Annotated in this window: 11 protein-coding genes; 6 read left to right on the top strand and 5 right to left on the bottom strand. The window is 61.5% G+C overall.

Features of this window, described 5'->3' with window-relative positions; genetic code table 11:
* Positions 1 to 144 precede the first annotated feature (144 nt).
* The 6 genes from gap to E5720_RS21545 all read left to right on the top strand — a co-directional run bounded on the left by gap (position 145) and on the right by E5720_RS21545 (position 6,798).
* Positions 145 to 1,164, top strand: coding sequence for a type I glyceraldehyde-3-phosphate dehydrogenase (gene gap / locus E5720_RS00610; RefSeq protein ID WP_136169065.1), 1,020 nt, complete (start codon positions 145 to 147; stop codon positions 1,162 to 1,164).
* Positions 1,165 to 1,169: 5 nt separating this feature from the next.
* Positions 1,170 to 2,381: a phosphoglycerate kinase gene (locus tag E5720_RS00605; protein WP_136169064.1), complete on the top strand. Its 1,212-nt coding sequence runs from the start codon at positions 1,170 to 1,172 to the stop codon at positions 2,379 to 2,381.
* A 3-nt stretch (positions 2,382 to 2,384) separates the two neighbouring features.
* The gene (gene tpiA, locus E5720_RS00600) at positions 2,385 to 3,170 is read left to right on the top strand and encodes a triose-phosphate isomerase (RefSeq protein WP_136169063.1); all 786 of its coding nucleotides are present in this window, start codon (positions 2,385 to 2,387) and stop codon (positions 3,168 to 3,170) included.
* 183 nt (positions 3,171 to 3,353) lie between these two features.
* Positions 3,354 to 3,587, top strand: coding sequence for a preprotein translocase subunit SecG (gene secG, locus E5720_RS00595; protein WP_084348831.1), 234 nt, complete (start codon positions 3,354 to 3,356; stop codon positions 3,585 to 3,587).
* A gap of 70 nt (positions 3,588 to 3,657) precedes the next feature.
* Positions 3,658 to 6,480 (top strand): phosphoenolpyruvate carboxylase, encoded by a 2,823-nt coding sequence (ppc, locus tag E5720_RS00590; RefSeq protein WP_136169062.1) that lies wholly within the window; start codon positions 3,658 to 3,660, stop codon positions 6,478 to 6,480.
* Positions 6,481 to 6,624: 144 nt separating this feature from the next.
* Positions 6,625 to 6,798: a hypothetical protein gene (locus tag E5720_RS21545; RefSeq protein ID WP_168708255.1), complete on the top strand. Its 174-nt coding sequence runs from the start codon at positions 6,625 to 6,627 to the stop codon at positions 6,796 to 6,798.
* Between the two features lie 32 nt (positions 6,799 to 6,830).
* Here the strand turns inward: E5720_RS21545 and pgl are convergent, their stop codons facing one another.
* Genes pgl through tkt form a run of 5 tightly spaced genes read right to left on the bottom strand, consistent with a single transcriptional unit; the run spans position 6,831 to position 13,261 of the window.
* Positions 6,831 to 7,577, bottom strand: coding sequence for a 6-phosphogluconolactonase (gene pgl / locus E5720_RS00585; protein ID WP_136169061.1), 747 nt, complete (start codon positions 7,575 to 7,577; stop codon positions 6,831 to 6,833).
* On the bottom strand, positions 7,570 to 8,478 hold the full coding sequence (gene opcA / locus E5720_RS00580) for a glucose-6-phosphate dehydrogenase assembly protein OpcA (protein ID WP_348769853.1): 909 nt from the start codon (positions 8,476 to 8,478) through the stop codon (positions 7,570 to 7,572). The genes pgl and opcA overlap by 8 nt, the downstream gene beginning before the upstream one ends.
* Complete coding sequence (gene zwf / locus E5720_RS00575; RefSeq protein WP_136169059.1) at positions 8,475 to 10,031, bottom strand: glucose-6-phosphate dehydrogenase; 1,557 nt, start codon at positions 10,029 to 10,031, stop codon at positions 8,475 to 8,477. Before zwf ends, opcA begins: the two co-directional genes overlap by 4 nt.
* A 3-nt stretch (positions 10,032 to 10,034) precedes the next feature.
* Complete coding sequence (gene tal, locus E5720_RS00570; protein WP_136169058.1) at positions 10,035 to 11,159, bottom strand: transaldolase; 1,125 nt, start codon at positions 11,157 to 11,159, stop codon at positions 10,035 to 10,037.
* 5 nt (positions 11,160 to 11,164) lie between these two features.
* Positions 11,165 to 13,261 carry a transketolase gene (gene tkt / locus E5720_RS00565; protein ID WP_136169057.1) on the bottom strand — a complete coding sequence of 699 codons (2,097 nt, stop codon included), beginning with the start codon at positions 13,259 to 13,261 and terminating at the stop codon, positions 11,165 to 11,167.
* Positions 13,262 to 13,412 lie beyond the last annotated feature (151 nt).

The raw sequence follows: 13,412 nt of genomic DNA, 5'->3' as shown, positions 1-13,412 counted from the left end.
TAGGGTGGAATCTGCGCGTGCGGAAGTTCGCATGCGCAGACCACGAAGAACCGGTACAACAGCACCGGTTCGAAGACATCGTTCGACAACATCGTTCGACAACATCGGTGCAACAACACCGATTCAACAACTTAGGAGCCAATAGTGACGATCCGGGTAGGCGTTAACGGTTTCGGCCGTATCGGACGTAACTTCTTCAGGGCGGTAGATGCGCAGAAGGCTTTGGGCACAACCGATATCGAGATCGTCGCCGTCAATGACCTCACGGACAACGCGAGCCTCGCTCACCTCCTGAAGTACGACTCCATCCTTGGGCGCTTGCCTCACGAGGTGAGCCTGGAGGGTGACGACACGATCGTTGTCGGGAACCAGAAGATCAAGGTTCTGTCGCTGCGCGAGGGACCTTCGGCGCTCCCATGGGGCGATCTGGGTGTCGACGTGGTCGTGGAGTCCACCGGTATCTTCACCGACGCTGCCAAGGCAAAGGGACACCTCGACGCAGGCGCGAAGAAGGTCATCATCTCCGCTCCCGCCAAGGGTGAGGACATCACGATCGTCATGGGCGTCAACGACGACAAGTACGACGGCAGCCAGAACATCATCTCCAACGCGTCGTGCACCACCAACTGCCTCGGCCCCATTGCGAAGGTTCTCGACGACAACTTCGGCATCGTCAAGGGCCTCATGACGACCATCCACGCGTACACACAGGACCAGAACCTGCAGGACGGTCCGCATTCGGACCTCCGTCGCGCACGCGCGGCCGCTCTGAACGTCGTTCCGACCGGTACCGGCGCAGCGAAGGCCATCGGCCTGGTCCTCCCGCAGTTGCTCGGCAAGCTCGACGGCTACGCGCTGCGGGTTCCGATCCCGACCGGCTCGGTCACCGACCTCACCGCGCACCTCGCCAAGAAGGCGAGCGTCGAGGAAATCAACGAGGCAATGCGTGTTGCAGCAGAGGGACCGCTCAAGGGCATCCTGAAGTACAACACCGACCCGATCGTCTCCTCGGACATCGTCACCGACCCGCACTCGAGCATCTTCGACGCACCGCTGACGAAGGTCATCGACGACCAGGTCAAGATCGTCTCCTGGTACGACAACGAGTGGGGCTACTCCAACCGCCTCGTCGACCTCATCGGACTCGTCGGAAAGTCTCTCTGATCAACATGGCCGTCAAGACACTGCAGGACCTGCTATCGGCCGGCGTGTCCGGCCGCGCAGTGCTCGTGCGCGCCGACTTCAACGTTCCGATCGAGAACGGTGTCATCACCGATCCCGGTCGGATCGTTGCGTCGCTGCCCACGCTGAAAGCGCTGCTCGACGCCGATGCGAAGCTGATCATCACAGCGCACCTCGGTCGACCCGACGGCAAACCGGAGGCAAAGTATTCGCTGGCTCCGGTCGCGGCGAAGCTGGGTGAGCTGCTCGAGCGCCATGTTCAACTCGCGGGCGACGTAGTCGGCCAGGACGCACAGGCACGTGCCGAGGGTTTGACGGACGGCGATGTACTCCTGCTGGAGAACATCCGCTTCGACCCGCGTGAAACCAGCAAGGACGACGCCGAGCGCGCTAGCTTGGCTGCCGAACTGGTTGCATTGACCGATGGCGAGGGCGCTTTCGTATCCGACGGGTTCGGGGTGGTTCATCGCAAGCAGGCTTCGGTTTTCGATGTTGCCGCACTCTTGCCGTCGTATGCGGGGAATCTGGTGGCCACCGAGGTCGAGGTCTTGAAGACACTGACCGAGACCCCGAAACGCCCGTACGCAGTGGTCCTGGGTGGTTCGAAGGTGACGGACAAGCTCGCGGTGATCGAGGCACTTGCACCGAAGGTCGACACTCTGGTGATCGGCGGGGGCATGTGCTTCACATTCCTTGCTGCTCAGGGTGTTTCGGTAGGCACCTCGCTTCTGCAGGAGGACATGATCGAGACCTGCAAGGACCTGCTCGAGCGATTCGGAGACGTCATCCATCTTCCCAAGGATGTCGTCGTCGCTGATTCGTTCTCTGCTTCTGCCGAATCGAAGATCGTTCAGTCCTACGAGATTCCGGACGGTTGGATGGGGCTCGATATCGGACCTGAGTCGGTGGAACGCTTCGGAGCGGTCCTACGCGCGGCCAAGACAGTGTTCTGGAACGGTCCGATGGGCGTGTTCGAGTTCGAGAAGTTTGCAGCCGGGACCAAGGGCTTGGCCGAGGCAATCGGATCGGCTACTGCCAACGGCGCGTTCAGCGTCGTCGGCGGTGGTGATTCCGCTGCAGCCGTTCGTGCCCTCGGGTTGCCGGACGATGGTTTTTCGCACATCTCGACCGGGGGTGGCGCGTCCCTGGAGTACCTCGAGGGTAAGCACCTTCCCGGACTCGCAGCGTTGGAGGTCTGACTCGTGTCACGCAAGCCGCTCATCGCGGGCAACTGGAAAATGAATCTGAACCACCTCGAAGCGATTTCGCTGGTGCAGAAGATCGCTTTCTCTTTGCCGGCAAAGTACTTCGACAAGGTCGATGTGACGGTCATTCCGCCGTTCACCGACATCCGCAGCGTGCAGACTCTGATCGAGGGTGACAAGCTTCTGCTCACCTTCGGCGCGCAGGACGTCTCGGCGCACGACTCGGGTGCGTACACAGGCGAAATCAGCGGTTCGATGCTGGCGAAGCTGGGTGTCACCTTTGTGGTCGTCGGTCATTCCGAGCGTCGTACGCTACACAGTGAGGACGACGCGACGGTGTTGGCCAAGACCAAGGCTGCGCTGAAGAACGGGCTCACCCCGATCGTCTGCATCGGAGAGGGCTTGAACATCAGGGAGGCCGGTGAGCACGTGTCGTACAACGTCAAGCAACTGCGCGGCTCGCTGAGTGGATTGTCTGCCGAGGACATCTCGAAGGTTGTCATCGCCTACGAGCCGGTCTGGGCCATCGGTACAGGTCGAGTGGCCAGCGCGTCCGATGCTCAGGAAGTGTGCGGCGCGATCCGTGAGGAACTGAGGACCCTGGCTTCCGACGAAGTTGCCGCGGTGGTTCGTGTTCTCTACGGAGGTTCGGTCAACGCCAAGAACGTCGGCGAGATCGTCGGACAGGTCGATGTCGATGGGGCACTCGTCGGTGGGGCCTCACTCAAGGCCGATGAATTTGCCACGCTGTCGGCCATCGCCGCCGGTGGGCCTCTTCCCTGATCCAGAGGTTTTTTTACCTCGCGCCTCGGTTTTCAGGCAAGAGAGTACGAACGTTCGACGGGCAGTTGACGCGATCGTGACAGATTCGAACAGTTCGGACACCGTGCTCTTCGGGCACGGTGTCCGAACCTGTTCGTAAGGCAGGTAAGCTGCCAAAGGCATCCAATCGATTTTGAGGTGGACATGGATCTGTTTCTGGATATCCTGCTGGTTATCACCAGTCTGGCGTTGATTTTGTTGATCCTGCTGCATCGCGGCAAGGGCGGCGGTCTGTCCAGTCTGTTCGGTGGCGGCGTCCAGTCGAGCTTGTCCAGCTCGACTGTGGTCGAGAAGAATCTCGATCGTTTGACGATTTTCACCGGAGTGGTGTGGCTCATCGCGATTCTCGGAATCGGTCTGGAGATCAAGTACTCCTGATATTCGGCTGACTGCGGTATCGATCCGGTCTTGGGCTGCGCTCGCGGCTCGACTCGGCGATACTGAGGGAATGAGCGAATCCTCCTTCGAGTCGGTCGGTTCACCCGCATTCGTTACACCGACCACTCAGGGCCGTGAGTTGACCGAGCCCCTCCGTGAGGACATCCGCTATCTCGGTGGAATCCTCGGAGACATCATCCGCGAACACGAAGGCTCTGACGTGTTCGATCTCGTCGAACGAGCGCGGCTCGCTTCTTTTGCTGTTCGCCGATCCGAGGTGGAGCGCGAGGATTCTGCCGGCTTTTATGCCGATGCCGATGTAGCCCAAGCGATTCCATTGATTCGAGCGTTCAGTCACTTCTCGCTCCTTGCAAATCTCGCGGAAGACTTACACCGCGAGCGGCGTCGCGCCATCCACGTCGACAGAAACGATCCGCCGCAGGCCAGCAGTCTCGATGCAACGTGGCTCGCGCTCGATGCAGCGGGCCTCACGCAGTCGCAGGTGACCGAAGCGCTGGCGGACGCATTGGTCTCGCCGGTGATCACCGCGCATCCCACCGAGACCCGTCGACGTACCGTATTCGACGTCCAGGCGAGAATCACCGACCTCATGCGTCGGCGCCAGGTCGTCTCGACGGCCAAGGCCTCGAGTTCCGCGCAGGAATTGACTTCCATCGACACCCAGATCCGACGTCAAGTACTGACCCTGTGGGAAACAGCTCTGATTCGTCTGTCGCGCTTGCGTATTCAAGACGAGATCGAAGTCGGTCTTCGCTATTTCGAATCCTCGTTGTTCGATGTCATCCCCGCGCTGAACGCCGATGTGCGGAGCGCACTTCGGCTCCGGTGGCCGGACAGCAATCTGCTGGCGCGACCCATCCTGCGTCCTGGTTCGTGGATCGGTGGAGATCGGGACGGAAATCCGAACGTCACCGCAGAGGTGGTACATACCGCCACGCACCAAGCCGGGTACGTCGCCTTTGCGTACTACTTGGACGAATTGGTCTCCCTCGAGAAGGAACTGTCGATGTCTGCCAGGCTGGTGGCCGTCACCGAGGACCTGCTCACCCTCGCTTCCAACTCCCGTGAGCCGGATGATCGTCGGTCCGATGAGCCGTATCGAGTGGCCATAGCAGGTATTCGAGCACGACTGTCGGCCACGGCGGCCGCGGTCCTCGACTCGGTACCGGTCTCGACGCTCGATCGTGGGGCGGCGCCGTATCCTCGGCCACAGGACGTTCTCGACGATTTGGACACGGTCGATCGTGCTTTGCGTGCAGACGGTGACGCACTGATTGCCGATGATCGCCTTCGTAAGTTGCGGCAGTCCGTCGAGACATTCGGCTTTCACCTGCAAGCGTTGGACATGCGACAGAATTCCGAAACTCACGAAGTTGTGGTCGCCGAGCTTCTCGCATGGGCCGGCGTACACCAGGACTACCTGTCACTCGACGAGGCGGACCGAGTGGCAGTACTCTCTCGTGAACTGACGACCCGGCGTCCATTGATCGGTCCGACCGCAGAGCTCAGCGAGCTCGCGACGAAGGAACTGGGCATCGTTCGAGCTGCCAAGGAAGCGATCGATCATCTGGGTCCCGACACGATCCAGAACTACATCATCAGCATGTGCGAGTCCGTCAGCGACATGCTCGAGGCAGCCTTGTTGCTCAAGGAGGCGGGAATCTTCGACCCCGGAGTCGACGGGTCGGCACCGACGTCGTCCGTGGGCGTCGTGCCGTTGTTCGAGACAATCGAGGACCTGCAACAGGGCGCGGCGACGTTGATCGCCACTCTCGAAGTTCCCGTGTATCGAGCGTTGATCGCTGGTCGCGGTATGAACCAAGAAGTGATGCTGGGTTACTCGGACTCCAACAAGGACGGCGGATATCTGGCCGCCAACTGGGCGCTGTATCGAGCTGAACTCGATCTACTCGAGGCGTCGCGCAAGACTGGGGTCAGGTTGCGGCTCTTCCATGGCCGCGGAGGCACTATCGGCCGCGGTGGTGGCCCGAGCTACGACGCGATACTGGCGCAGCCGCCGGGGGTCGTCCAGGGCTCACTTCGACTGACCGAGCAGGGCGAGATCATCGCCGCTAAGTATGCCGAGCCTTCCAGGGCTCGGCGGAATCTGGAATCGCTCGTAGCAGGAACGCTCGAGTCGACGTTGTTGGATGTCGAGGGCCTGGGCGAGGATGCGGAGCCTGCCTACGCAGTACTCGACGATCTAGCCGAGCGAGCGCGTGCGGCATACGGCCGACTGGTCCATGACGAGCCCGGATTCGTCGAGTACTTCCGGATGGCGACGCCGGTAGCGGAGGTCGGTGAGTTGAACATCGGTAGCCGTCCAGCATCCCGTAAGCCGACCAACTCGGTGAGCGACCTCCGCGCGATCCCGTGGGTCATGTCGTGGAGTCAGTGTCGAGTCATGCTTCCGGGCTGGTACGGAACGGGAACTGCGATAGAAGAGTGGGTGGGCGGGGACGAGGACAAATTTGCTTCTCTCACCGATCTGTATCGGACATGGCCGTTCTTCCAGACCGTGTTGTCCAACCTTGCCCAGGTGATGGCCAAGTCGGACTTGGGTATTGCCGCGCGCTACGCAGAGCTCGTCCCGGATCGGGAGCTACGCGGACGGATCTTCGGCATGATCGAGGTCGAGCACGCTAAGACGGTGCGTATGTATCTGCGGATCACCGGTCACACTCGACTGCTCGAGGACAACCCTGCGTTGGAGCGCTCGGTTCACAACAGGTTCCCGTATCTCGAACCGCTGAACCAGATGCAGGTGGAAATGTTGCGCAGGTTCCGCGCCGGCGATACGGATGAACGCGTCAAACGCGGAATTCTGTTGACGATGAACGGTCTCGCCACCGCACTTCGCAACAGCGGCTGAGGTTTCGTTCGCCCGGGGCTCGAGCGGTCCCGGGCGGCGAGCGGTTCGGCACGATCGAACGAATAGGGGCGTCGGTGGAACCGGTCCCGTTGTCGGCGCGTCATAAGAGGTAGGGGGACGGGACCGCGGACCAAGGAGGCAGAAATGTCACAATGCAGAGAAAGCATCGAATCATGGCGCGACGGAAGGGCTTACCGCTCGGTCGGGCACGGGGGACGTCGAGTCCAGATGCCGGCAAGGCAAACCCCGATCAGCCAGACCCCGGTCGACACCGAACAGGCTCTCGAATCCGGCACGCACGGCGCCGAACCTGTCTGAGATGACAAGGATCGGCGCCGTCTAGAGTGCCTTCAGTCGGTGGCAAGTCCCGATGCTGCATCCGCGTCGAGGAACCATACGGTCGAGGTAGAGCCGAGCGCGCCGGCAGACGGTATGTCGACTGGGTCGGCGCCACCTACGGCAGCGGATACCGCTTGGGCCTTCGCGGCACCGGACACCAGCAACCACACATGCTTGGCACGTTGAATTGCCGGTAGTGTCAACGTGATTCGAACCGGCGGTGGCTTGGGGGAGTCCTCGACGGCAACGACGTAGTGAGTCTTCTCGCGCACTGCATCGGTGTGCGGGAAGAGCGAATTGATGTGGCCCTCACCTCCCATGCCGAGCAGATGGATGTCGAACGCAGGAGTATGGTCCCCCTCCGAATGCGACGCCAGAATCTGGGCATAGCTCACGGCGGCGAGTCGTGCATCGCTCCCGTGCGGCCCGTCGGACGCGGCCATCGGGAACACACGGTCCGGATGAACCGGGACGTGGTCGAGCAGAGCGTTCCTGGCTTGCACTTCGTTGCGCTCCGAATCGCCCGATGGAAGGAAGCGTTCGTCACCGAAGTAGACGTCCACTTGCGACCAGTCGATTGCGCCGGAGTCCTCTCGCAGGGCTTCGAGCAGTGCGATTCCGGTGCCGCCCCCCGTCAGTACGACCGAGGCAGACCCACGATCGGCCTGGGCGGCGACAACCACTTCGACGAACCGGGACCGCGCAGCGTCGACCAGTGCTTGCGCGTCCAGGAATTGCAGAACCGAAGTCTCACTCATAGCTCACCTTGGACAGCCCTTTCAATGCGAGTTCATAGATTTCATCGGTATCGAGTCGGCGCAGTTCTTCGGCAAGGCACTCGCGAGTCTCACGGCGCGCGAGTGCGACCTCGGCGTCGGGTTGACCTGTTCTCGACAGCGTTGCCGTCTTTCCGGTCTGGGGTCGGACGATGCTGATCGCGCTGTTCTCGCGTTTCAGTTCGACTTTCAGTTCACCGGTCCTGCGGTGCACGGGTACCTCGAGTTTCGCTGCGAGCCACCCGGCGAGGATGTCGAGTGCGGGCTCCTCTGCGAGGCCGGAAACAGTGACGTCCACGACCTTCTCGTGTGGAGCCTGATCCAGCGCGGTGGCGAGCAACCCACGCCAGTAGGTGACTCGACTCCACGACAGATCCGAGTCGCCCTGGGAGTAACTCTCGAGCCGTGACTTGATCGTCGACGTCGGATCCGGTGACTTCGTGGCATCGGTAATTCGCCGAATTGCCAACTTGCCCAACGGATCTTGCGCGGGGATCCTGGGCGCTTCGTTCGGCCACCAGACTACGATCGGGGTGTCCGGCAACAGAAAAGGAATGACGACACTGTGCTCGTGCTCGGCAAGTTCACCGTGCAGCGTGAGCACCACTACCTCGGATGCTCCCGCATCGCCACCCACTCGAATCTGGGCATCCAGCCCGGATTCGGCAGAGCGGTCTCCTCGAATGAGGACGATGACGCGACACGGATGCTCTCGGCTCGCTTCATTGGCTGCCTCGATGGCAGTCTCGGCTTGCGCGCCGTCACGGCTGGCGACGATGAGCGTGAGCACCCGTCCGATGGTGACAGCGCCACCGGACTCACGAAGCTCGACCAGCTTCTTGCCCACCGCCCTCGTCGTCGTGGCGGGGATATCGACGATCACGGCCTTCTCCATTCGCGTCCGGTACGGTGCATCATTTCGTCGCCCGATGTCGGACCCCACGTACCCGCTTCGTACGGCTCGGCCGTTCCACCCGCTGCCCAGAAGTCGAGAATCGGATCCAGAATCTGCCACGAAAGCTCGACCTCGGCGTTGACCGGGAACAGTGACGGCTCACCGAGCAGCACATCGAGGATGAGCCGCTCGTAGGCCTCCGGTGATGATTCCGTGAACGCCTGGCCGTAGCTGAAGTCCATGCTGACGTCCCGAACCTGCATGCTCGAGCCAGGCACCTTGGACCCGAAACGCATCGTCACACCCTCATCGGGTTGAACTCTGATGACGAGTGCATTCTGACCGAGTTCTTCTGTCATGGTCTCGTCGAAAGGAAGATGCGGCGCACGTTTGAACACCATCGCAATTTCGGTAACCCGGCGACCGAGAGCCTTACCTGTCCTGAGATAGAAAGGAACTCCACCCCATCGACGCGTGTCGACCTCGAGCGTGATTGCGGCGTAGGTCTCGGTATTGGACTCGGTGTCGAAACCTTCTTCTTCTTTCAGGCCCTTCACCTTTTGACTGCCCTGCCAGCCCGCGCTGTATTGCCCGCGCGCCGAAGTCTGGGCCAGTGGTTCCGCCAGTTTCGTTGCCGAGAGAACTTTGATCTTCTCCGACTGTAATTCGGTGGGACTGAAACTGACCGGTTCCTCCATGGCAGTGATGGCCAACAGTTGCAGCAGGTGATTCTGGATCACGTCACGTGCTGCGCCGATGCCGTCGTAATAGCCGGCCCGCCCACCGAGGCCGATGTCCTCGGCCATCGTAATCTGGACGTGATCGACGTAGTGCGCGTTCCAGATCGGGTCGAACAACTGGTTCGCGAATCGCAGCGCCAGTATGTTCTGGACTGTTTCCTTGCCGAGATAGTGGTCGATGCGGAAGACGGTGTCTTCGGGGAACACTCGGTTCACGACGGCGTTCAGTTCCTTGGCGCTCGCCAGATCGTGGCCGAAAGGCTTCTCGATAACGACGCGACGCCACTTGTCGTCCGTGCTCTGCGCCAACCCGGATCGCGAAAGTTGTTCGAGCACAACCGGAAACGCGCTGGGAGGAACCGAAAGATAGAAGGCGTGGTTCCCGGCGGTTCCACGTGTTGCATCCAGTTCGCCCAGCGTGCGGGCCAATTCGTCGAAGGCGGCGTCGTCGTCGAAGGAACCCTGTACGAATCGGAATCCTTCGGCGAGTGTGTTCCACACTTCTTCGATGAAGGGCGTTCGTGCGTGATCGCGAACTGCATCGTGCACGATCTTCGCGAAATCTTCGTTGCCCCACTCGCGACGAGCGAAGCCGACCAAAGCGAAACCGGGGGGGAGTAGCCCCCGGTTCGCCAGGTCGTACACCGCAGGCATTAGCTTCTTTCGAGCGAGATCGCCAGTGACGCCGAATATCACCAGGCTGCACGGGCCGGCGATACGAGGAAGGCGTTTATCGCGAGGATCGCGAAGTGGGTTGTGCCACTCCGCATTGCTCTTCGGGTCGGTGTCTGCGGTGGCCACGTATCAGCTCTTCTGGCCCGCTTGGCGAAGCTGCTCACCGGTGGCTTCGAGCAGTTCGTTCCACGATGCCTCGAACTTTTCGACGCCCTCGTTCTCGAGGGTGAGGAATACGTCCGAAATATCGATCCCGATGGCGGAAAGCTTGTCGAACACTTCCTGGGATTCGGGACCCTTACCGGAAATAGTGTCGCCGGTGACCTCACCATGATCGGCGACCGCATCCATGGTCTTTTCCGGCATCGTGTTCACAGTGTTGGGGGAGACCAGATCGGTGACGTACAAGGTGTCCGGGTATGCCGGATTCTTGACCCCGGTCGACGCCCACAGTGGACGCTGCGGGCGTGCGCCGGACCCAGCGAGATCGTGGAACCGTGAGCCCACCTCGAACGCCTGCTGGTAGGCCACGTACGCGAGCCGCGCATTGGCCAGCGCGGCCTTGCCTTCGAGTTCCTTCGCGGCAGGGGTGCCGATCTTGTTCAGGCGCGCATCGATCTCGGTGTCGACGCGAGAGACGAAGAACGACGCGACCGAGTGGATCTTCGACAGGTCGTGCCCTGCCGCGCGAGCAGCTTCGAGACCTTCGAGGTATGCGCCGATGACCAGTTCGTAGCGTTCGACGGAGAAGATCAGCGTCACGTTGACGCTGATGCCTTCACCGATGACCTTGGCGATGGCAGGGATACCTGCCTCGGTTGCCGGGATCTTGATCAGGACGTTCGGCCGGTCGACGATCTTCCACAGTTCGACCGCCTGAGCGACCGTCTTCTCGGTGTCGTGTGCCAGGCGCGGATCTACCTCGATGGACACGCGTCCGTCGACTCCGTCGGTCGCTTCGAAGACCGGAGTGAAGATGTCGCACGCGTTCCGTACGTCGTCTGTGGTGACGGTGCGGATGGTGGCGTCGACATCGGCACCACGTTCGGCCAGTTCGGTCACCTGAGCGTCGTAGGCGTTGCCCTTGCTGAGAGCTGCTTGGAAGATCGACGGATTGGTCGTCACGCCGACGACACTCTTGCTGTCGATCAGTTCCTGCAGGTTGCCCGAGGAGATACGGTCACGCGACAGGTCGTCGAGCCATACCGATACTCCAGCGGCTGAGAGAGCGGCGAGATTCTTGTTCTGGGTCATGTCTGTCATCCCTTCACGTTGGTGATCGAACGCTGCGCGGCGGCGGTGACGGCCTCGGCTGTGAATCCGTACTCGCGGAACAGTGTTTTGGCGTCCGCCGACTCGCCGTAGTGTTCGAGCGAAACGATCTCCCCGAACCCTCCGACGATCTTGTACCACGGCATTGCGATTCCGGCCTCGACCGAGACGCGGGCTTTGACCGTGGGTGGAATCACCTGGTCGCGGTAGTTCTGGTCCTGGCTTTCGAACCACTCGACACACGGCATCGATACGACGCGAGCGGCTATCGACTGCTCTGCGAGCAGCTTCTGGGCCTCTACTGCGTACTGGAGTTCCGAGCCGGTACCGATCAGGATGACGTCGGGTGCGGTCGGGGAGTCCGACAGAATGTAACCGCCCTTGGACACACCCTCGTAGCTGGTTCCCGCCAGGACCGGGATGCCCTGACGCGTCAGTGCCAGCCCCACCGGGCCACTACTGCTCGACTTGGCCAGCACGGCCTGCCATGCGAAGGCTGTCTCGTTGGCATCACCTGGGCGGACCACCGAGAGATTCGGAATTGCGCGGAGAGCAGCGAGATGCTCGACCGGTTGGTGGGTCGGGCCGTCCTCGCCGAGACCGATGGAGTCGTGTGTCCACACGTAGATGGGATCGATGTCCATCAGCGACGCCAACCGAACGGCGGGGCGCATGTAGTCACTGAACTGCATGAACGTGCCGCCGTAGGCGCGCGTCGGTCCGTGCATGACGATGCCGCTCAGAATGGCGCCCATGGCATGCTCGCGGATACCGAAGTGCAGGGTCCTACCGTATGGCTCTGCATCCCAGTCGTCGGTGGAGATCGAGGTGGGGCCGAACGACTTGGCACCCTTGATGGTGGTGTTGTTGCTGCCCGCGAGGTCTGCCGATCCGCCCCACAGTTCCGGGAGAACGGGTCCTACCGCGTTGAGAACCTCGCCTGAGGCCGCTCGGGTGGCGATGGCTTTGCTGCCGGGCTCCCAGGTCGGGAGGACATCGGTCCATCCTTCTGGGAGGGTCCCTTGGGTGAGACGGTCGAGCAACTTCTTGCGCTCGGGCTCACGCGCTGCCCAGGCGTCGAATTCGATGTTCCACTCTTCGTGCGCCTTGCGGCCGCGTTCCTGGAGGGTGCGTGTATGCGCGATGACCTCGTCGGTCACCTCGAACGTCTTCTCCGGGTCGAAACCGAGAGCCTTCTTGACCTTCACGATCTCTTCTTCGCCGAGCGCCGCACCGTGAACGGCGCCGGTGTTCATCATCGTCGGCGCGGGGAAGCCGATGATGGTGCGCAGAACGATGATCGACGGCTTGTCGGTCACCGCCTTGGCTGCCTCGATGGCTGTCTCTATCGCCGTGACGTTCTCGCCGCCCTCGACGACCTGGACGTGCCACCCGTACGCCTCGTAGCGTGCTGCGGTGTCTTCCGACAATGCGATATCGGTAGAATGCTCTATCGAAATCTTGTTGTCGTCGTAGAAGAGAACGAGGTTGCCGAGCTGCTGCGTACCGGCAAGTGAGGATGCCTCGGAGGTGATTCCTTCTTCGATGTCGCCATCGGAAGCGATGACGTAGATGAAGTGGTCGAACGGACTTGCGCCGAGCGCAGGTTCAGGATCGAACAATCCCCGCTCACGTCGCGACGCCATGGACATGCCGACAGCCGACGCCAGTCCCTGACCGAGCGGACCGGTGGTGATCTCGACGCCGTCGGTGTGCCGGAACTCGGGGTGGCCGGGTGTCTTCGACCCAAATGTGCGTAGGGACTCGATGTCGATCAGTTCGAGTCCGAATCCGCCGAGGTAGAGCTGCAAGTACAGCGTCAGGCTCGAATGGCCGCAGGACAACACGAAGCGGTCGCGACCGATCCAGTGTGTGTCGGTCGGATCGTGGCGCATGGTCCGCTGGAACAGCGTGTACGCGAGTGGCGCGAGACTCATCGCCGTCCCGGGGTGACCGTTTCCGACCTTTTGAACCGCGTCCGCAGCGAGGACTCTGACGGTATCGACCGCCCTGGTGTCCAGGTCCGTCCAGTCGCTGGGGTGGTGCGCCGTGGTGAGGACGTCAATATCGTCTGTGGTCGACACGAGCAGAGATCTCCTGACATTCGTATAATTGAGGCCGACGTGCATTCGATCATGGTTCGATCGAGATGCCGCCGAGCACCAGCCTAGTTCCGCGGCAGCTCATTGTCGTGTCTTCCCCCCGTCGGGCTCTGCTGCATTCGCTGCCCGGGCC

The organism is Rhodococcus sp. PAMC28707 (genome assembly GCF_004795915.1).
Lineage (GTDB): Bacteria > Actinomycetota > Actinomycetes > Mycobacteriales > Mycobacteriaceae > Rhodococcoides.
Note: the sequence above shows the minus strand (reverse complement) of the source record. Positions and strands in the feature narration are given on the sequence as shown.

Excerpts from the sequence above, each read along its gene's own strand:
- E5720_RS00605 (WP_136169064.1), top strand. The coding sequence starts at position 1,170 with ATGGCCGTCAAGACACTGCAGGACCTGCTATCGGCCGGCGTGTCCGGC.
- secG (WP_084348831.1), top strand. The coding sequence starts at position 3,354 with ATGGATCTGTTTCTGGATATCCTGCTGGTTATCACCAGTCTGGCGTTG.
- ppc (WP_136169062.1), top strand. The coding sequence starts at position 3,658 with ATGAGCGAATCCTCCTTCGAGTCGGTCGGTTCACCCGCATTCGTTACA.
- E5720_RS21545 (WP_168708255.1), top strand. The coding sequence starts at position 6,625 with ATGTCACAATGCAGAGAAAGCATCGAATCATGGCGCGACGGAAGGGCT.
- pgl (WP_136169061.1), bottom strand. The coding sequence starts at position 7,577 with ATGAGTGAGACTTCGGTTCTGCAATTCCTGGACGCGCAAGCACTGGTC.
- tal (WP_136169058.1), bottom strand. The coding sequence starts at position 11,159 with ATGACCCAGAACAAGAATCTCGCCGCTCTCTCAGCCGCTGGAGTATCG.